Annotated in this window: 17 protein-coding genes; 11 read left to right on the top strand and 6 right to left on the bottom strand. The window is 52.7% G+C overall.

Annotation, left to right across the window (positions count from 1 at the left end):
- Positions 1–93: 93 nt before the first annotated feature.
- The gene (locus MHH78_RS03580; RefSeq protein ID WP_341166611.1) at positions 94–1,467 is read right to left on the bottom strand and encodes a sensor histidine kinase; all 1,374 of its coding nucleotides are present in this window, start codon (positions 1,465–1,467) and stop codon (positions 94–96) included.
- Between the two features lie 23 nt (positions 1,468–1,490).
- The gene (locus MHH78_RS03575; RefSeq protein WP_341166610.1) at positions 1,491–2,189 is read right to left on the bottom strand and encodes a response regulator transcription factor; all 699 of its coding nucleotides are present in this window, start codon (positions 2,187–2,189) and stop codon (positions 1,491–1,493) included.
- Positions 2,190–2,356: 167 nt separating this feature from the next.
- On the opposite strand from MHH78_RS03575, the gene MHH78_RS03570 reads away from it, so the two are divergent.
- The 6 genes from MHH78_RS03570 to MHH78_RS03545 all read left to right on the top strand — a co-directional run bounded on the left by MHH78_RS03570 (position 2,357) and on the right by MHH78_RS03545 (position 7,001).
- Positions 2,357–2,614, top strand: coding sequence for a GlsB/YeaQ/YmgE family stress response membrane protein (locus MHH78_RS03570; protein ID WP_036722871.1), 258 nt, complete (start codon positions 2,357–2,359; stop codon positions 2,612–2,614).
- A 132-nt stretch (positions 2,615–2,746) separates the two neighbouring features.
- Positions 2,747–3,463, top strand: a complete 717-nt coding sequence (locus MHH78_RS03565) for a lantibiotic protection ABC transporter ATP-binding protein (RefSeq protein ID WP_036722872.1) — start codon at positions 2,747–2,749, stop codon at positions 3,461–3,463.
- Positions 3,456–4,184 (top strand): lantibiotic immunity ABC transporter MutE/EpiE family permease subunit, encoded by a 729-nt coding sequence (locus MHH78_RS03560; protein WP_341166609.1) that lies wholly within the window; start codon positions 3,456–3,458, stop codon positions 4,182–4,184. Before MHH78_RS03565 ends, MHH78_RS03560 begins: the two co-directional genes overlap by 8 nt.
- A gap of 1 nt (position 4,185) precedes the next feature.
- Positions 4,186–4,944, top strand: coding sequence for a lantibiotic immunity ABC transporter MutG family permease subunit (locus MHH78_RS03555; RefSeq protein ID WP_341166608.1), 759 nt, complete (start codon positions 4,186–4,188; stop codon positions 4,942–4,944).
- Positions 4,945–4,977: 33 nt separating this feature from the next.
- The gene (locus tag MHH78_RS03550; protein WP_341166607.1) at positions 4,978–5,640 is read left to right on the top strand and encodes a response regulator transcription factor; all 663 of its coding nucleotides are present in this window, start codon (positions 4,978–4,980) and stop codon (positions 5,638–5,640) included.
- Entirely contained in the window at positions 5,637–7,001 is a 1,365-nt protein-coding gene (locus MHH78_RS03545; RefSeq protein ID WP_341166606.1) for a sensor histidine kinase, read from the top strand. The genes MHH78_RS03550 and MHH78_RS03545 overlap by 4 nt, the downstream gene beginning before the upstream one ends.
- Positions 7,002–7,087: 86 nt before the next feature.
- Here MHH78_RS03545 and MHH78_RS03540 read toward each other — a convergent pair whose 3' ends face one another.
- The 3 genes from MHH78_RS03540 to pnuC are packed head-to-tail and all read right to left on the bottom strand — an operon-like array spanning position 7,088 to position 9,692.
- On the bottom strand, positions 7,088–7,981 hold the full coding sequence (locus MHH78_RS03540) for an NUDIX domain-containing protein (RefSeq protein WP_341166605.1): 894 nt from the start codon (positions 7,979–7,981) through the stop codon (positions 7,088–7,090).
- Between the two features lie 26 nt (positions 7,982–8,007).
- On the bottom strand, positions 8,008–9,018 hold the full coding sequence (locus MHH78_RS03535; protein ID WP_341166604.1) for an AAA family ATPase: 1,011 nt from the start codon (positions 9,016–9,018) through the stop codon (positions 8,008–8,010).
- Positions 9,015–9,692, bottom strand: coding sequence for a nicotinamide riboside transporter PnuC (pnuC, locus tag MHH78_RS03530; protein ID WP_341166603.1), 678 nt, complete (start codon positions 9,690–9,692; stop codon positions 9,015–9,017). The genes MHH78_RS03535 and pnuC overlap by 4 nt, the downstream gene beginning before the upstream one ends.
- A 265-nt stretch (positions 9,693–9,957) precedes the next feature.
- On the opposite strand from pnuC, the gene MHH78_RS03525 reads away from it, so the two are divergent.
- A complete protein-coding gene (locus tag MHH78_RS03525; protein WP_341166602.1) occupies positions 9,958–13,509 on the top strand; it encodes a DUF3289 family protein in 3,552 nt (1,183 codons plus the stop codon).
- A 27-nt stretch (positions 13,510–13,536) separates the two neighbouring features.
- A complete protein-coding gene (locus tag MHH78_RS03520; RefSeq protein ID WP_341166601.1) occupies positions 13,537–14,034 on the top strand; it encodes a hypothetical protein in 498 nt (165 codons plus the stop codon).
- A gap of 175 nt (positions 14,035–14,209) precedes the next feature.
- On the opposite strand, the gene MHH78_RS03515 is transcribed toward MHH78_RS03520, so the two are convergent.
- Positions 14,210–16,321: a TerD family protein gene (locus MHH78_RS03515; RefSeq protein WP_445668028.1), complete on the bottom strand. Its 2,112-nt coding sequence runs from the start codon at positions 16,319–16,321 to the stop codon at positions 14,210–14,212.
- Between the two features lie 517 nt (positions 16,322–16,838).
- Here MHH78_RS03515 and MHH78_RS03510 point away from each other — a divergent pair.
- The 3 genes from MHH78_RS03510 to MHH78_RS03500 all read left to right on the top strand — a co-directional run bounded on the left by MHH78_RS03510 (position 16,839) and on the right by MHH78_RS03500 (position 19,483).
- Complete coding sequence (locus MHH78_RS03510) at positions 16,839–17,240, top strand: RidA family protein (RefSeq protein WP_076080721.1); 402 nt, start codon at positions 16,839–16,841, stop codon at positions 17,238–17,240.
- A gap of 262 nt (positions 17,241–17,502) precedes the next feature.
- A complete protein-coding gene (locus tag MHH78_RS03505; RefSeq protein WP_341166599.1) occupies positions 17,503–18,708 on the top strand; it encodes an ATP-binding protein in 1,206 nt (401 codons plus the stop codon).
- Between the two features lie 16 nt (positions 18,709–18,724).
- Positions 18,725–19,483: a PD-(D/E)XK nuclease domain-containing protein gene (locus MHH78_RS03500; RefSeq protein WP_341166598.1), complete on the top strand. Its 759-nt coding sequence runs from the start codon at positions 18,725–18,727 to the stop codon at positions 19,481–19,483.
- The last annotated feature ends 31 nt before the right edge of the window (positions 19,484–19,514 follow it).

The raw sequence follows: 19,514 nt of genomic DNA, 5'->3' as shown, positions 1-19,514 counted from the left end.
TGTACGCGATGAACGCGTTGTTTGTTTGGTATGAGGTTAGTATACGAAAAGCATTTATTAGTGTAATAACAGAGTTGTATCATTCTTGTAACGTCAACTAAGCGGCAGATGGATGGAGACGGTGGTTCCCGCGCCGAGCTGGCTCTCTATATCCAGGTGCCCGCCGAACTTCTCGGCGATCTCCTTACAGATGGATAACCCCAGCCCCGTTCCGCCTGCCGCGCTGGCATTCCTTGCCCGGTAGAACCGTTCCTGTACACGGGTAAGTTCATCCGCACTGATTCCAATCCCCTGATCGCTGATCTGTACAATGGCTTCCTGCTCACGGACCGAAGTTTCAATACTTACCCGGGTACGGGGACCGGAGTATTTAATCGCGTTGTCCAGCACATTGGCGATGGCATGGGACATCAACAACTGATTCACTAAGACGAAGGCTGGCGGTCCTTGCTGAATCGTAAGCTCTATCCCCTTACTGTCAGCCTTGGTCCTCAATCCAGCGGCTACCCCCGCAGCCAGCTGCGCCAGGTCCGTCTTCTCAGCATCGATTCCATCCTGCCCTGCCTTATCGAAGCGCGACAGCATGAGCAGCTCATTGACCAGCCGGGTCAGGCGGTCCGATTCATTCACCAGATGGAAGTAGATCCGCTGCAGCTCCTCATCCTCGTCCTCCCCTTCGTACAAATATTGAGAGAATCCCTTGATAGCAGCAAGCGGCGTCTTCAGCTCATGCGATACGTTCGAGACAAACTGCTTCTGATACTGGATATAGTCACTGAGCTGAATGCCCATCCGGTTCAGGCCCGCAGCCAGCATGCCCAGCTCATCCTTCCTGTTCAGGTGAACCTCCCGGAACTGCTGCCTGGAGAAGCTCTCTGTGGCGCCAAGCAGGTATTTGATCGGCTTCGTCGTATTGCGGGCGATGAACAGACTGGAGAGCGCAATCAGAATAATGAATCCTCCCGCACCGGCGAACAGGATATACCTGATCTGGTCCATCATCGTATAGAAATAAGAGACATCCTCCACGAACTCGTACACATAGCTGTTCTGATAATATTTGTCTTGGATCGGAACCGCGAAGTACAGCAGGTGATCCTCAGAGACCGTGTATGCATAATTGCCCTTAAGGGCGTTCTGGATATTCCCGGGAAAAATGACGGGGGTCTTGTTATTGATCACAATCCCGTCAACGGCGAGTCCCAGCAGCTTCTGGCTGCTGTCGTAGATCCGCACCTCCTTGACGGAAGCTTTTAACGTCTCCAGCGCGCTTCTCGCCACCTCCTCCATCTGCCCCGCATCTACCTCCGGTTCGTGTCTGGAGAGCACCTCCCTGAAGGACATCTCGCCCAGATCCGCCTTCTCCATCATTTGCTTCTCAATGGTTACGAAGCTGAAATAGTCAATCGCCTTATTCACCGAAATAATGATAACGGCAAAGGACAGCACCGAGAACAGCAAATACATTAGCACCAGCCGGGTCGCGTATTTCAGGCGGAGCCACCTCCCAGCTGATAACCGAAGCCGTAGACGGTGCGGATATATTTCGGATTCTCGGCATCATCCTCCAGCTTCTTTCTTAAGCGCATGATCGTCATATCCACGCTGCGGCTGTCGCCCATGAAGTCATAGCCCCAGACGATCTCCAGCAGCTCATCCCGGGTATAGATTTTGTCCGGGCGCTTCAGCAGCGTCTCCAGAATTCTGAATTCCTTGGCCGTCAGGGCAACCGGAACGCCACTTCTCTGCACTACCCTGGTCTCCAGATCGAAGGTCAGCTCCTCATGCGTAATCCGGGTATCTTCAGTATCTGTAGGCAGGCCGCTGTTCTGGGCTCTCCGGAGCACCACCTTGATCCGCGCCAGCAGCTCCCGGTTATCGAACGGCTTGGTCATGTAATCCTCGGCCCCCAGCTCCAGCCCCAGCACCTTATCGATAATCTCATTCTTGGCCGACAGCATAATGACGGGAACCGCCTGCCGCTTGGTGATTTCCTTACACAGGTCATAGCCGGAGCAATCGGGCAGCATCAGATCCAGTACCACCAGATCCGGCTGAAAAGCATCCAGGGCCTCTAGTCCCGCACTCCCGTTCTCCGCTGTCCGCACCTCATAATTCTCTCTGCGGAGCACAAGCTCGATCAGATCTCTAAGGGCAGCTTCATCATCGATTACGAGAATTTTGTTCATCCGATCCCTCCTCCTATACCTAATATTAACACTGGCAAAGGACGTTAATCTCCCCGCAGCGCAGATCACCTGTTTCACCGCTTTCCAAAAATAAACCTTCGCAGATGGTTCACCTTGCCCGCTTCTCAACATACCTTGAATAAACCAACTAGAAAGGGGACAAATCAATGTATCTGCTCTGGGTAATCATCGTAGGGGGACTCATCGGCTGGCTAAGCGGCAATCTAATCGGGCGTGATGTTCCGGGAGGCGTACTGGGCAATGTAATCGCCGGGTTCATCGGTTCCTGGCTGGGCTCCGAGCTGCTTGGTCCAAGAGGCCCTGTAGTAGGTGGCTTCCACATTGTTCCGGCCATTATCGGCTCCATCGTTGCGCTATTGATCTTCTTTGCCCTGGCCCGCGGCGGCGCCTTCCGGCGTCGTTAATCCTTCCTGCCGGCCGCTGCAAAGTCAACACAGAGCCCCTCCTGTTCAACCAGGCAGGGGCTCTGCCATGTCATCCTTACAGAATCCTTAGAATCTGCCCTTAGAGTATAGGGAGAGAAAGGATGATATACTATGCAGGAACATATTCTGGAAATACAGGATCTATGTAAAAGCTTCAAACGCCAGACAGCCGTAAACAACGTATCGTTAACTGTTGCACGTAATTCGGTCTACGGGCTGCTCGGTCCGAACGGTGCAGGCAAATCGACCCTGCTCAAAATGATTACCGGCATGCTGCGGCCCGATTCCGGGACAATCCGCTTCCAGGGCCAGGAATGGACCCGGAAGGACTTAAGCCGGATCGGCGTATTAATTGAAGCACCTCCGCTGTACGATAATCTGACCGCCCGGGAGAATCTGAAGGTACGCACACTGGCCCTCGGACTGCCGCAGTCGCGTATTGAAGAGGTGCTTGCTGTTGTCGATCTGACCGCTACCGGGAAGAAGCGGGCCGGACAATTCTCCATGGGGATGAAGCAGCGGCTCGGCATCGCGATTGCCCTGCTGAACCAGCCGGAGCTGCTGATTCTGGACGAGCCGACGAACGGGCTGGACCCGATCGGGATTCAGGAGCTGCGGGAGCTGATCCGCTCCTTCCCGGAGCAGGGAATCACCGTCATCTTGTCCAGCCACCTGCTCTCCGAGGTGGAGCAGACAGCCGACCATATTGGCATCATCGCGGGCGGCGTACTGGGCTATCAAGGTCCAATCTCCCCGGACCAGGACCTGGAGGCGTTGTTCATGCAGGTCGCTGCGGCCCACCGGAGGGACGGTGCGGTTCATGCTTAATGTCATACAGGCCGAACGCCTGAAATGGCGGCGGACCTTCATTCCCAAGCTGACTTGGCTTGCCCCGGCGGTTGCGCTTCTGCTGTGTGCGGTGCTCATGGGCGGCAGCCTGTTCCAGAGCGGCTCCTACAACTGGTGGTACACCCTGTTCCTGCCCGGAGCGCTGAGCCTGATCTGTTCGCTGGCACTGCAGAAAGATGCCAAGCTGAAATACCGCAGCCTGCTGGCCCTGCCCTTTACACCGGGTACGCTCTGGACCAGCAAAATCCTTGCCTGCACCGGTTGGCTGCTCACTACTCTAGCTGTGTTCCTGACCGGCGTGACCGCCGGGGGCCTGCTGTTCGGCCAATCGATTCCGCTGCTGAGCAGCCTGGCGGGCAGCGCACTGATCTTCCTGACCTTCCTGTGGCAGATTCCGCTGTGCCTGTTCCTGGCTGCCCGGCTCGGATTATTCGCAGCCATCCTGCTGAACCTGTTCGGTACTATTCTAGGTGTAGTTCAATTCGACAAGGGCAGCTTATGGGATTATATTCCTTATACAATTACCGCAAGGCTCATGTGTCCGGTGCTGTCCATCCTGCCGAACGGCCTGCCGGTCCCGGCGGACAGCCCGCTGCGCAGCACAGATATGATTCTTCCCGATACGCTGGTCTCCCTCGGATGGTTCGCCCTCCTGTTCCTGCTGACCACCTTATGGTTCCGTAGACAGGAGGCGAAGTAGCATGAATGCACTGCCGGGTCTGCTCAGGGCCGATCTGCTCAAAATGCGGCGCACCCCGTTTCTCCTGACCCATCTGCTGACTCCGCTGATCGGGGCTGCCCTATTCATGGCTTACTACTCCATTTCCTCTGCCAGCGAAGGGGTTAAGGTGATGGCGTTCATGCAGGCGGTCGCCTGTGCGTTTCCTACCCTCATCGGGCTGCTCTGTGCGATGGCAGCGGAGCAGGAGGCTGCCGCCGGAGGATTCCAGGGAATGCTAGCCTTGCCTGCGGCAAGAAGCACCACCTATGCAAGCAAGCTGCTGCTCCTGCTGGGCTCCAGCCTGGGGGCTGTCCTGCTGATCTTTGTCCTGTTCAGCCTGGGCTTTGCCGGAATGCTGGGGCAGGACCGGCACGGCATACTCTTTTATCTGACCGGGGCCGTGATCCTGTTCGCAAGCAACATCCTGCTCTATCTGATTCACTTCGCTGTCAGCCTGCGGTTCGGCCGGGGCGTCTCCATCGGCATAGGAATCACGGGGAGCCTGCTCGCCGCCCTGATGCTGACCGGTCTTGGCGATATCCTGTGGCCGTATATCCCCTTCGCCTGGGGCGGACGTTTCCTCTCCCTGCTGGAGATTCAGCATTCGGGACTCCGGCTGCCCCGGGCTGAAACGGGACTGGCCACCGGCATATCCATCTGTACAGGAGCAACAATAGCCGCTGGCCTCCTCAGTATGTTATGGTTCAACAAATGGGAGGGCCGCTCTGCGGATAACTAGCCTCCTAATCTGCAAATGAAGGAAACAATGACTATGGCCAAAATACTTGTGGTAGACGACGAACCCGCTATCCTCTCCCTGATTCATAACGCGCTGAGCACAGACCAGCATCTGGTGACCACCATTTCCAATCCGGCGGAGGTGCACAGCACCGATCTGGGGGCATATGATCTGATTCTGCTGGATGTGATGATGCCGGGAGTGGATGGCTTCACGCTCTGCCGGGAGATCCGCAGCGCAGTAGATTGCCCGATCCTGTTCCTGACGGCCAAGACACAGGAGACGGACCTGATGTACGGACTCGGACTGGGGGCGGATGACTATATTACGAAGCCCTTCGGCATCGGCGCGCTGCGCGCGCGGATTCAGGCTCATCTCCGGCGGGAAGGCCGGGAGCGGCGCAATATGCTGTACCTGGACCCCGTGCGCCTGAACCTCTCCGGTAAGGAGCTGTATATACGCGAGAATAAGGTCCCGCTGACCAAAAGCGAATATGAAATCTGCGAATTCCTGGCCCGCCACCGCGGACAGGTCTTCTCCAAGGACCATATCTATGAAGGGGTCTTCGGGATGGACGGGGACAGTGACAGCAGTGCGATTACAGAGCATATCAAGAATATCCGCGCTAAGCTGGCCCGGCACGGGCTGGAGGCCATAGAAACCATCTGGGGGATCGGATACAAGTGGAAGCTGTGAAACAACGTAAAGCCGTGCGTCTGCGCACTTTTTTCCTAAAATACCTGCTGCTGCTTAGTCTGGGCACCATTCTGCTGCTGGGAGGACTGCTCGGTGTATTCGCGCTGGCGTTCGCCCGGGGGGCGCTGCTGCCTGCCAACTATGAGGAGAAGGCAATTGCCCAGTTCAAGCAACAGTTGGCTGCTGATGTAACAGATACGGTTCCCCGGGTCCCGGACCGGCTGGATTACACCGTATTCACTTTGGACGGGAAGCCGCTGGCCGGCAACCTGACAGCTAAGGAGGCGGAGCAAGCCTGGAGAATGATCCGGGAGGGGAACAACAGAAGCGCCTACTACTATACCACCGCCGAGCATGGGCAGGAGCTATGGATCTTCCGCTATGTCCTGACACCGCAGTATGCTTCTCCAGTGCTGCGCAGCGCGCTGCCGAATCCCCAGCTCCTGGGCCCCTTGCTCTTCGTGCTCGGGTTCCTGGTGATGGCCGCCCTGCTCGCGGCCCGGTTCGGCCGGAAGCTCTCGGAGCGGATGGCCGGACTGCAGGAAGCGACCGAGAACATCCGGCGCGAGAATCTGGAGTTCGCCGTCCATCCCAGCGGCATTGTGGAGATTGATGAGGTGCTGGGCTCGCTGGACCGGATGAAGGATGCCCTGCAGACTTCACTGGAGAAGCAGTGGGAGCTGGAGCGCTCCCGCAGAGAGCAGATCTCCGCGCTGGCCCACGACATCAAGACGCCGCTGACCATTATCCGGGGCAACGCCGAGCTGCTGCAGGAGATTGTAGAGACAGAGCCGCAGCGTGAATACAGCGGCTATATCCGCCGCAGCGCTGAAGACATTGAAGCCTTCGTGCAGGAAGTCATTGACCTGTCCAGCCAGCAGGCCGGCTCCTCCCGCCAGAAGGCGCTGGTCCCGGCAGCAGAGATCATAGCTGAGCTGGAGCTGCAGATGAATGCCCTCAAGGCAGGCAGGAACCTGAAGACCTCTATCCGGCAGGAGAAGCTGCCGGAATACCTGTTCATTCACAAGGAGCTGCTGCTGCGGGGCATGATGAACGTGATTACCAATGCCGCCGAGCATACCCCGCCCGGGGGCAGCATTGCCCTGCTTGTCCAGAGCGGGCCGGATGCGGTTCAGTTCACGGTTACCGACACCGGTAGCGGCTTCTCGGCGGCCGACCTCCGGGAGGCCACCAGCCAGTTCTACCGGGGCGACCCGAGCCGCAGCTCCGGGAATCATCACGGAATGGGGCTCTATATTGCACGCTCTGTGGCCGAGCAGCACGGAGGCACACTGAGCCTCAGCAATGTCTCCCCCTCCGGGGGCGGGAAGGTCACGATGCGCATTGCCGCGCCTGAGTAGCGGCACATCCAGTTCGTGGCTGAATTCCATTGTTCTTAATATTGCTCTTCCTGCGTTCATGGATGATTTCATCCGATTTAATAGATTCAGACTTCTCCCCAGTTCCGCTGATACAAGCGGCGGGAGGGTGTGTGTTCCGTATGCTCTGTGTACAGGTTGGTCGCGGTTATAAGCGCAGCCACCTTGTCCAGGAAGACCGCCTTCGGCAACTCCTGGCCGAGAATCACCTCGTAGACCTGCTGCAACTCGGCCAGGGTGAATTGCTCAGGCATTAAGAGCAGCGCGATTCCGGTTCTTTCCGTCTCCTGACGCAGCCGTTCAATAGCATAGGTAATGATCTTGGCGTGATCAAAAGCAAGTCCGTCATTCGACAAGACGGCATATTGCACCGAACTGGCCGCCGGTGTCGCCGTCACCGTCTGTTCTACCACTGCAGTCAGCGCCTGTTTTGCGGCCTCCAGCCGCAGCTCATAGGTACGGGTGCGGATGCAGCCTTGCTCCAGCAGCTCTTTATGCTCCTGCCGGAGCTGGTAGCTTACCTTGAACCAGGCCGCAGCCTCGGCATCATCCCCTGCCTCTAATTGGCTACGGCGGCTGTCGACCAGCGCCATATAACTGCTGCTGATCACCCAGGTGCGGGGATCGCGCCCGGGGTCTGAGAAGGTGCGCAGCTGCTCCAGATAGACACCGGCCACGCCGGTCTCCTCCTCCAGCTCTCGCGCGGCCGCCTGATCTGTGGTCTCGTCCGGCTGGACGAAGCCGCCCGGCAGTGCCCACTTCCCGAGGCAGGGATGCCCGCCTCTGCGGATCAGCAGGAGGCTCAGCCCCTTCGCTCCAGCCCCGGGTTCCTGATCCGCCGCTGCATCCGCAACGGTGAAAATCACCATATCCGCCGCCACGGAGGGCCGCTCATAATCCCCGGCCCGGTATTGCTCCAGGAATTCACGCTCTGTAAGTCCGTTACCATCTCTCAATTCCACATTCTCCGCCTCCTCTGCCCTCTGGTTCAATGCTCCAACTCTCCGAAATAATTCCCGTACGGCTTGAATTTTGCCAGTACACTGTCCACCTTGCTTATACGTTCCGTAAGCGTGCCCTTAAGGGTTATATAGGGAATCCGCCTCTCCTTCAGATCTGCGATAATCTGCTTATGGAATACCTGCCGCTTCTGATCCCCGCTGCGGTCCCACGTATCGTCATACGGAATATCATCGTCGCACAGGAAGAACAGGTCATAGCGCTGCGCGTTCTCCAGGGCCAGCCGGGTCAGCAGCTCAGGTGCCTTCCCATGGTAATCCAGCGCATACATATATGTGGTAATCGCATTCGTATCGACGAATAAATACCTATTGGCGTCAAGCAGTGCCTGCTCTTCCCGCTCCAGATGCCCCACCGCGATCTCATCGAACGCCTCAAGCCCGATCCGGCGGTCCACCTGATGCTCTGTCCAGTAATCCCGCCCGTATTCACTGGCGAAGGACGTGCCGTATCTCCGGGCAAGTGCTTCGGTGATTGTCGACTTGCCGGTAGACATCGCCCCTACAAATACGACCTTGGTAATTAGATCGCGGTACACTAGCCCGCTGACATAACCCCGGTATTGGTAAGGGTCCGAGCGGACCATCGTGGCCGATACCGGAACCTGCACCCTCGCCTCATCCACCCGCCGGTCAATAGCACCCAACGCCAGACTCATATGCTCTCCATAGAATTCACTCGAATAAAAATGGGTCACCTGCTCGCCCTTCAGCAGCCCGAGAATATACTGCTCCTCCCGGATCTCATGCTCCCTGTCATCCGAGTATCCATCGGGGCCATCCCAGGCCTCGATTACCCGGACCGCAGGATAGAGCCTGCGAATCCAGTTGGCCCGGATCTGCAGCGGTACCGGAGAGACCTTGGTCTCATAGATCACCACAATCAGCTCGTCAACCTCCCGCAGCGCCGTCTCGAACATGAACTGGTGCCCTTTATGCAGCGGGGCGAACTTCCCGAGTGTTAATCCAAGTGTTTTCATGACAGCGCCTCCCTAGCCCCTTTGTTCCAGTTGTAGTAGCCGTAGACCGCATTGATCAGATAGGCGCTCCACATAACAATCATCAGCAGACCCTCCCCGCTGCCTTCCAGCGTCCGGATCACCCAGAGCAGCACGGTGAACATATTCAGCACAATATAGACCAGCCACTGCTCCTTGAAACGACGCACCATCAGCATCGTTGCCACTACCGATAACACGGTAGTCAGGGCATCGATGTAAGGTGAATTCTGCGCGGGAATGAACGATAAGCCGAAGCCCAGCAGCAGCGCTCCCGCCACACAGACTGCAACGGTGAGCAGGATGCCCCTCGTTTCCATTTGGCGCATGGACAGCCTGCCGCCGTGCATGTTTCTTTTCCACATATAAAAGCCTACAATATTCATGGGCACAAAGAATAGCAGATTCAGCATAACCTCGCCGAATAATCCGTTGATATAGGCCAAATAAGCATATCCGAACGTATTATACATCCCGAATCCATAGCTCGCCAGCTTCCCTTTCGCCGTCAGCACCACGCATAGTACCCCGGTGATGAAGACCGTGAACCCGAAGAGCGAATCCTTGGACATCACCGTAAAAGTAACAGCGATCAGCGTAAATATCACCAGCCAGGCGAGTTCAAACCCGCTCCAGTTGCCGGGTGCCTTCTTCATGCTCATCCCTCCGCTTCTCTGTATCCTAAGAAAATGATTACTTATTAACTAATTGATAATTACATTTTGTTAATATCAAAATAACAGAATTCATAGCTGAATGCAAGCCCGATTTTCCACAACTTCGGCCCTATTTGTCGTCCTCATACTTTTATTCCATTTGTTGTTGCCTAAACCTCTTTATGCAAATATGATAGATTTATATACTCCAAGATCTTACATATTCTCCACCCTATTAGCGAACATATAAGGAGGAACGGCAGCAATGTTCAGGACAAGGATCATGAAACGGAGCTTCACTCTGTTTGTCATTCTGGTATTAGTATTATCGTCTCTTCAGCTCAAGCCAGCTTTAGCACAGGAAGACACGGGCGGGAAGCAGGAAACAACTTACACAGGAGAGGGTTATGAGGTAACCTACACGATTTCCTCCAAGTGGGAAGGCGCCTTTAACGCAGATGTTACGATCAGGAATACGGGTAACCAGACGCTAGAGAACTGGAGTATTGATTTTACATCCCCTTATGAAATTACGAATATCTGGAACGGACAAGTACAGGCCTACGAGAACGGAGTTTATACCATCAAGAATACAGGCAGCAATCAGGACATTCCGGTGGGTGGCAGTGTGAATTTCGGCTTCACGGCTTCTTTTGAAGGAGAGCTGCTGCTACCGGCGTCATTTGATATGCACAACACCGGACAGATCGTACCGGGCGCGCAATACGAGACAAGCTTCACAGTGACAAATGATTGGGGAAGCGCTTTTAACGGTGAAATTACCATTAAGAATACATCGCAGTCAGCCATTGAGGATTGGACGCTGGAGTTCGATTATGACGGGAACCTGGACCGGTTCTGGACGGCTGAAATTACCGGGCATACCGGCAATCATTACGTCATACATAATGCGGGCTATAATGCCAACATTCAGCCGGGCGAGATACTGATCCTAGGCTTCTCCGGGAACCCGGGAAATGTTGTAAGTGCGCCTTCGGGCTATCAGCTAACGCAGATCTCAACCGGGGAAAAATCCCCGGAGCCTGAGCCGGGCAGGGTCTCCGTGCAGCTTGAAACGTACAGTCTCCAGCTTCAGAACAGTCCGGACGGAGACTATTACTTCCTGACCTCCAAGATGGACAAGCTGACGGGAACGCTGGGAGGAGTATCACAGGTCAAGGCCTTCAATTATGAGATTACGGACAAAAACAAAGCAGTCCTCCAGCAAGGGACGATCCCTGTAAGTGCAGCATGGTCTGCGGAAGGAATCGGACTTGGCATCGGATACAATCTGCTGCAGCTGCGCGCACAAGTTCAAGACGGGACTGAAGTGACCAAAGAGTATATGATCGTGAACTTCGACGAGGGCAATCTGGATAACCTCGGGATCGACCGGGAGAAGGACAGCGATAAGGACGGCATCAGCGATTACTATGAGGAGCATTATGGGCTCTCCGCTACCAGCAAGGATACCGATGGTGACGGATTAAGCGACCGGGATGAGCTGCTCGTGTTGAAGCTGAATCCGCTTGAACCGGACAGTGATAAGAATGGGACCGCTGACGGTGATGAAGACTACGATAAGGATGGATTAACTAATCTGGAGGAGCTGCTGCTGGGCACCAGCCTCATCAGCGAGGACAGTGACGGTGACGGGCTTACGGACGGCGAAGAGGTTCATACGCACAAGACCGATCCCCTGAAGGCCGACACCGATGGCGACGGGCTCTCTGACGCCTGGGAACTCAAGATCGGTAGCGACCCGCTTGTGCCTGAGGCGAAGTTTGCAAGAACGGTGAAGGCAGAGGATGCCGGGGGCAAGGCCGTTCCAAGTGTGTTCGTTGAAGGGATCACTGCGGAGCAGGTAGACAGCTTATCTGTTCAGCCGGTCCAGGACGGCATTCTTAATGATACAACTATTCCCGGATATATTGATCAAGGCTATAATTTCTCCATCGACGGAAGCTTTGAGAAGGCCACAATCTCCTTTGAGTTTGACAAAAGCTTACTGAGTCAGGCAGGCTTTGTGCCGCGAATCTACTATTACAATGAGGAGTCGCAGCTGTTCGAAGAGCTACCGGATCAGCAGGTGGCCGGGAATATGATCTCGGTCCAGACGGTTCATTTCTCCAAATACATTCTGTTAAACAAGACAGTATACGACCAGGTCTGGTTATATAAGTTCCTGTATGATGAGGGGCAGGAGCATTATGCCGGGATGGATATCGCCTTCGTCATCGATTCCTCGGGCAGTATGTCAGATAATGACCGGAACAATGTGAGAATCAGCGTCACCCGGCAGTTTGTTGATCTGCTGACGGACAGTGACCGCGGGGCTGTGGTTGATTTTGACGACTATGCTACGGTATTATCCGGCTTCACTTCAGACAAGACCGTGCTGAGTCAGGCTGCGGGGCGGATTGATGCGAACGGCGGCACGACTCTGAGCAGCGGGATTTCCAGTGCAATTAATCTGTTCGCCACCACCAGCAGAGCGGATGTTCTGAAGTACATTATTATGCTTACTGACGGGGAGGGCTCTTATGATACCGCACTAACCAAACGGGCTGCCGATCAGGGTATTGTGATTTATACGGTAGGCCTGGGCAGCAGCATTTCTACGAGTGTCCTGACCAGCATGGCCCAAGGCACCGGCGGCAGCTATTATCATGCAAGTAATGCCAGCCAATTGTATGGGATCTTCGATACCATTGCCGAGACTTCCGATCTGTACAAGGATACAGACCAGGATGGCATCAGCGATTACCATGAGAAGGAGATGCAGGCCGGAAGACTGCGCGTTGGTACTGGCGGTGCGGCAATAAGGTTGAATTATCTGGATGCAGACAGCGATAACGACGGGCTTAAGGACGGGCAAGAGATCCGTATTGTTAAATCCGGCGACAAGGTCTACGCCTATTTGTACTCCAATCCCAACCTGGCCGATACGGACGGCGACGGCTTGAACGATGCGGTGGACAGCAGAAGACTGATTCCAGATGTAAGGGAGGCCCTGATCCTTCAATCTGATAACAGAGAAGGAATTCTTAAGAAAGCACCGCAGGGAACTTCCCCAGTCTCCGATGACCTGACGTTCAATGACTACACTTATTTTGAGTTACTCAAGCTGGACCCGGTATTCTCGGTGGCCAGAATTACGCCCGAGTCCATGATCTGGGGCGAGATGGCTCTTCTGTTCGTTGTCGGCAAAATAGGTGCAACGGATGATATGAAATTCGTTCTTGGCGATCTGATCTCAACGTTCAAATACAGCAAAACCATTAATGAGGGAACCTCGGTAACCCTTGGCGACACCTTCGATACCAGCAAATATATCAAGTATCATAACAGCCAGCTGGATAATGCCGTCATCACGGACGCCAGCACCCAGAACTATGTACAATTAATCAAGAATTTTGTTGTGCAGGAGTTGCGCAGTAATAACGGTGATCTGTCCAGATTAAAATTTGATCCGAACAGCAACCGGAATGTGGTGTATAGTTACGTGAATCAATTCCCGACCAGCCCGTATCCGGTATTTACGGAGAAAAGCAATCTGTCGTTATCTCTGGCTATCCATGCCTTCCATGGTCATAATATTACCATTAAGGACTTCAACAGCAACGGAGGTCAATTCAGCGGCAAGCTGGTGTTCCATTTCTACGATCATTTCGGCCTGGATGCTGATGATGAGATTAATAATCCGGGATTTGTGGACTGGTTCACTTTGCAGCACTACGAACGGTTCAACGGCAAATATGTACCGTTCATTACAACGATTGACTACGAGCTGCCTTTTAGCGGCTCCGTGAATTAATTTCAATAAACCAGGCAGGTGAAGCTATTGAGTCGCAGGACACGAGTCTTACTTGGCATTACCATTATACTGTTGCTTGCAGCGGCAGGCTTCATCATCGGTTACGATTCCTCCAAGGCAAAATATAAACTATTCCGGGAGCATCGCGCACAGTTTGATGCTGTGAAGACGGAGGCCTTACTGCTGATGGACAGCCTGGATGAGCGGAGCGATATCGGGAATACGTTCATCTACTCTAATAATGCCGTCCCTCCATTCCATGATAGTATGAATACGGAATTGCAAGACAAGATGCGGCAGATCGCCGCATGGTCCGGGGACAGCCTGGACTTCGTGCGCTACAGCAGGCAGGACGGGAAGCCGCTCCTCAGGTTCATATTCGACTGGGAAAGGGAGCATGGTCCCACCTATCATATCGTGTATTGCGCAAGTCAGAGCATGGTGGAGCAGGCCTATGCCGCAGAGCCGGTTAAGTATAAGCTGACTCCGCTGGCCGACGGCTGGTACGGAATCGAGATAGAATAGGTTCCGTCCTAACAGGTGAAGGATGCTGGTGCTTTTCTCGTCGTCCGCTTGTAAGGAGCAGGATTGTTGCTGGATTTCTCTTATTCAAAGAACTAACAAAAGAAAGGGGTGTCCCACGCCATATCATGGCTGAGACACCCCTTTCTTTTTTGAACAAACAGGTTGCCCGCTCTGCTCACACCACATATTCGGCCATAATCTGCTCGATATGGTACGGAGTCACTCCCTGATCCACCGAGAATATGGTATCCGCCTGCTGTGGTGACACGGCCAGCTGACCGCGGGCCTTGGCGTGCAGCGTGAACAGATCATACAGATCGGGCTTCTTCAAGGAGGTCATCGCCTTGCCGATGATCACCATCCCCTTCTGGTTCCCCTCCACGTTATTCAAATGAAACGGATCTCTGGTCAGGGACAGGTCTGTCCAGATCACAGTCCGCTCCACCAGATCCAGTATCACAGGAATGGCGATTTGGGTATCCGCCGTGACATCAATCTTGTTAGACACCGTAGCTGGCTCATAGATTTCACCGGACCCTGGCTTCTTCCGCATCATCCAGCCCGTGAAGCACTCCGGCAGATTGCAGTACGGCTGTCCTGTGAAAGAATGGAGGGTAGCCACCACATACCTTCCGCGATACTCAACAATAGAAGGAATATGCAGATCAATGAACTCACTGGCCCCGTAGGGAGCCGTTACAATATCCCCGCTATGGGCTGCATGATATTGTGCCGAGCGCAGATTCGTATAAGAAATATGCTCCACGTACTTCCAGTTCTGATCATACATCACGGCGGACAGGTCAATATCTACGCGGCCTGTGGATGTACCGTCCACCTTCCCTTCCTTCCACCAGCAGAAGAAGCGGATCGTGTTCCCTTCGGCCATCGGAATCCGGCTTCCCCGTACCAGGGTATGCAGCGCTTTGCTGGCTGACCGCTGGGAGAACGGCACAAGATAATTCTTCAGGCGCTCATCCACATATACCTTTCCCAAGGAAGGCCGGACAGCAAACCGTGCCACCAGCGTCTTCTCACAGAGGTCCACAATATCCCGGCAGGCTTCTTCACTGATCTCCGGCAGGGTATTAGGGGTGGCCCAGGCTTTGGCGACATTTCCCTTGGGGAAAAACACCCTCAGCTCCGGCTGCTCCCGCTGGCGCTCGAAGTAGTTCTTCACCTGTAGCAGGACCGGGGTCGATACCTGATCGGCCACTTCGCCGAAGGCCATCACGACATACTCAGGCTCCCGGGTCATCCGCAGCAGCTTCGCCAATCTTCGTGCGAATTCACCCGGACGCTTCGCCAGCAGATGCAGCGCCGTCCACATCTGGTGATACTGAAGGGCCAGCTCCACACTTCCGTTAAAGGTCGTGAAGGCTTTTTTGTTACGCAGGATATCAAAAGCTTCCTCACAGCGCTTATACCGCAGCCTGTATTCAGATGGATGCAGGATCTCGCCGAGACGAATCCAGCGCTCCCTGTACCTAAGCATATCCTCCGTGATCGGCTGACACCGTTCCAAGAGCCCCAGCAGCAGCCGGCGTTCACTACGCTTGAACTTGCGGAAACGGGTGGGCAAGGCCAGACTAACATCGCCCCCCGACCAGGCCACCGCCAGCCGCAGCACATCGGTTGCCGTCTTGAAGTAAGGGCTTATTCTCGCCACATCCGCCTTACCATGCTTAAGCAGCGACGACGCCACATAACCGGCATTCTCCTTGAACGGGATCTCCTGCGGCAGGAGTTCATCCAGCTCTTCGTTGGCTGTATTCGCAATCACAGCATCGATATCCTTCTGATCCTCTGCCGAGATCGAGCCTCTGGCCTCCATCAGCTGGCGGATTAGGGTCCGGAACTCCGTGATGCTGCCCAGGTCAATGACCTTCAGCGTGGCTTTCTCCTGAAGCGGTTCTCTCTGCACAGGCTCAGCACCCGGCACTTCCCAAGTGTAGTAATGGAACATCGCATTGAAATACAGCTCCGCTTCGTCCTCCTGCATGACCTGCTCCGGGAACCCCGGATACATCGGTGCATAATGCACATGCGCGCCAACCATCCGTCTTATATCTGCAATCAGCGGATAGTACAGCTGCTCGAAGGCCTCGCGGGGCAGCCTCTGGACCGCCCGGAACAAGGCAGGCGACAGGGTGTACCCAAGCCCCTGCAGATTGCGGAGAGCTGCCGCCAAGTACCCCTTCGGGAGCTTCTTCTTGTCAGCAGCATCAGGTGTGTGTTTCAGCATCATTTTGCCTGCTCTACGCAGGTAGATTCGATTTATTTGCATAGTAAAAGTGTCCAGGAGAGCCGTATCCCTACTCGGTTTCAGTCGATGGGTAGAAGGAAGGAATACAATAGCCTGGACGCCTCCTCTCTGGATAAGCATCCTTCAGGAGAGCTGCGGCTCTAATTCATCCAATTGAGTAGAAGGAAGAACCGCAATAGCCTGAAGATCTCCCGGCGATCTTGCCGCCGTTTGATGAATCCATCATCGCACACGGTCCAGCAGGCCAACAGGGCGGAAGTATTACGACAGAGGGAAATTTTAACTTATAGCTCGTCCCGCCTCTTATCGCACCCTATATTTTTGTTTTCCTTAAGAATATGTTATCATTTTTAATGTAAGTTAAATTTTAAATGTTTAGGAGGGATACCTGATGAAAAAGAGATCTATTCAACATCTGTCTGCTGGAATCGGGTATTCAACTGCTGTTTTTTTCTAGAATTCATGTAGACGGGATAGGTCTGTCCAATATGAAGTAATACTATAAAAAACAGCCCATTTAAAAGGAGACTTATAAGCAATGAGCCTAAATAACAATGTCATTCAAAGATATAATCCGGAAAATATAGCAAAACCGGTTGGAAGCTACAGCCATGTCACTAAGATCAGCAGAGACGCTGAAATGTATGTCTTTTCCGGTCAAATCGGGATCGATCAGAACAATAATATCCCCGCAGAATTCAACCAGCAAGTGACCCATACGATGAGCAATATTGTTGACATTCTGTCCTCTCAAGGACTAACCCCGGATCATGTGATTAAAATCAACATCTGGGCCACGGAGGAAATCGATTGGGATCATTTCTATTCCATCTGGAATAAGGTGTTCGGCCCCACTCCTCCCTCCATGACGGTGGCCTATATCCAAGGCTTAGGCCTGCCTGAGCTGAAGATTGAATTGGATGTGTGGGCCGCTGGTTAGCACGGATCTGTAATTTAACGCACCCAAAACAAGCCTTAGAAGATATTCTAGAGGCTTGTTTTAGGTGTTTTTTTCTGCGCTGCGGGTAATTAAGGGATAAAGGTGTATTATTGATGTGCATCAGATAATTTAAGAGGATTTTGATGTCGTTTTTCTTAAAAGGCTAGACATCGTTGTTAAATCATTCCACTTAGGGATATACTAGAAGAGAATACGGAACTAAGATATCTACAACCATTTAATGCTGCTGAGGGGTGATTGTTTGAAGCTCAGAGTTAGAGATGTTTTTATTGCTGGTGCCCTTCCGATTCACACCTATATTTCGCGCAAATCGGAATTTGGGCTGACCTATGAATTCCGTCTTCATAATGTAATCGATATGGTCGGATTTTTAACTTCAATTATAGGTCCATCGAAAACAGGAAAAACCGTACTGTGTGACAAGGTAATCGGCTTGGACGGATACGTCGATTTTATAGGAAGCGACTTTAAGGATACCGTAGATTTCTGGGAGACGGTTGCAAATAAAATTGGTATTCCCCTCGAACGAGACCATACAGAAATACGCACGCTTGAAGGTCAGGGTCTCGCCGGAACAACAGAAGGAATCACCACCTCCATCACAGAGTCTTTCCGTTCCGGCAAAGATAAAGTCATTAAATATTTTATAGCAAACAACTTAGTTCTATTACTAGATGACTTCCATTACGCTTCACCCAGCAAACAGTTTGAGATTGCCTATCAGCTCAAAGATGCGATCCGCAAAGGGCTTCGAACCATCATCATATCCTTACCTCACCGTTCGGATGATGCCATTCGAAAGAATGCCGATTTAAGCGGGAGACTGAACCTGATTAATATCGAGCCTTGGAATACAGATGAACTGCGTGAAATTGCTGTCGGAGGATTCAACAAACTAAATATGCAGATTGATCTGCGGATCGCCGATAACATTGCGCAGGAGAGTCTATCTTCTCCCCAACTCATGCAATCTATCTGTTATAACCTTAGTATGATACTCGATATCGACAATACAGATCATCCGGCAATGCCTGATCAGGAGACCCTCAACCAGGCCTACAGAATGACCTCATTGAACCTTCTTGCTTACCAAGAGGTTGCCAGGAAGTTGAAAACAGGTCCAAATCCCCGGGGGCAAAAAAGAAAAACCTATTTGACTATAAAAGGTGAACAAACCGATATCTATGAGTTACTTCTAAAGGCAATTGCTGATGATCCGCCCATTGTGAGCCTTTCTATCGACAGCATCAAGCGAAGAATTGATGTGTTGCTAGGTAATCATGCTGACAAACCGGATCGGGTGAAAATCAAAGCAGCTATTGATCAGATGCAGGCTATTATGCAGAGCAGCGAACCGATGTATCAGGTTTTTGAATATAAGGACGATGAAGTTTACATTTTAGAACCGTTATTCCTGTTCTTTTTGCGCTGGGGTAATCTCAACTAATCGAAGGGGGATTATTTTGACTACGATTAATGAGGATAGACTACAAGTTATAGCTGCGCTTCAAGTGCAAATTCAATCTTTCCCACAGGGACAATCGGCTGACTTCAGCAGATGGGTAGATACTACCAGCCGCATGTTAGAACGTCTCTTCTCCGATCAGTCCGTAGCACAGAAATTTGTCTTGCTCACCAGAGCAGGTATACTCCAGGCACAATTATACCTGGAGAATTTAATTACAGATATTAACGCTGGGCTTTTCGATGATGCCAAACCACTTAATGAAATAGATGAAGCACATTTTCATCTTATCATCAGCAGAGTTCTTCATAATTTCGATAAGCATATTTACGAAATGTATCAGAAGCCAGTCCATGGAAATGGAACACTGAAGCTAGAGAGCCTTGCTGACATTTCACTGGGTAACGAATATGATGTGCAGCGGTTGCTATATTCACTGCTCCGTCCCATTTTCCCTGAAGCAAGGGTCGAGGTACCCACTGACGGAGGATACAAGGGCTATCGCTTCGATATATTTATAGATTCCTACGAAACTGTAATTGAAGTTAAATGCTCGCGTCCCAATATGTCAGAGCGGAAGCTCACCGAGGAAATCGGATCAGATGCATTTCATTATCCCAAAAAGCACATCTATTTTTTCATCTATGATAAAGCAAAAATCATTACAAATGTTGAGGCATTCTGTAAGAACTATAACAGGACTCACGATTCTAAGCAGATAAAAGCAATAATAATCCAACCAGTTAAAATAATATAAGAAAAAAAGGCCGCCTTCCTTCTCGGAAGCG

Origin of the sequence: Paenibacillus sp. FSL H3-0333 (genome assembly GCF_038002805.1) — a bacterium.
GTDB lineage: Bacteria > Bacillota > Bacilli > Paenibacillales > Paenibacillaceae > Paenibacillus_AQ > Paenibacillus_AQ silagei.
The sequence above is the reverse complement of the archived record's forward strand: the minus strand, read 5'-3'. Positions and strand labels throughout refer to the sequence as shown.

What these genes read in the sequence shown, in the direction of transcription:
- MHH78_RS03525 (WP_341166602.1), top strand. Translation starts at nt 9,958, where the DNA reads ATGTTCAGGACAAGGATCATGAAACGGAGCTTCACTCTGTTTGTCATT.
- MHH78_RS03560 (WP_341166609.1), top strand. Translation starts at nt 3,456, where the DNA reads ATGCTTAATGTCATACAGGCCGAACGCCTGAAATGGCGGCGGACCTTC.
- MHH78_RS03580 (WP_341166611.1), bottom strand. Translation starts at nt 1,467, where the DNA reads ATGTATTTGCTGTTCTCGGTGCTGTCCTTTGCCGTTATCATTATTTCG.
- MHH78_RS03570 (WP_036722871.1), top strand. Translation starts at nt 2,357, where the DNA reads ATGTATCTGCTCTGGGTAATCATCGTAGGGGGACTCATCGGCTGGCTA.
- MHH78_RS03565 (WP_036722872.1), top strand. Translation starts at nt 2,747, where the DNA reads ATGCAGGAACATATTCTGGAAATACAGGATCTATGTAAAAGCTTCAAA.
- pnuC (WP_341166603.1), bottom strand. Translation starts at nt 9,692, where the DNA reads ATGAAGAAGGCACCCGGCAACTGGAGCGGGTTTGAACTCGCCTGGCTG.
- MHH78_RS03575 (WP_341166610.1), bottom strand. Translation starts at nt 2,189, where the DNA reads ATGAACAAAATTCTCGTAATCGATGATGAAGCTGCCCTTAGAGATCTG.
- MHH78_RS03515 (WP_445668028.1), bottom strand. Translation starts at nt 16,321, where the DNA reads ATGCAAATAAATCGAATCTACCTGCGTAGAGCAGGCAAAATGATGCTG.
- MHH78_RS03535 (WP_341166604.1), bottom strand. Translation starts at nt 9,018, where the DNA reads ATGAAAACACTTGGATTAACACTCGGGAAGTTCGCCCCGCTGCATAAA.
- MHH78_RS03550 (WP_341166607.1), top strand. Translation starts at nt 4,978, where the DNA reads ATGGCCAAAATACTTGTGGTAGACGACGAACCCGCTATCCTCTCCCTG.
- MHH78_RS03510 (WP_076080721.1), top strand. Translation starts at nt 16,839, where the DNA reads ATGAGCCTAAATAACAATGTCATTCAAAGATATAATCCGGAAAATATA.
- MHH78_RS03555 (WP_341166608.1), top strand. Translation starts at nt 4,186, where the DNA reads ATGAATGCACTGCCGGGTCTGCTCAGGGCCGATCTGCTCAAAATGCGG.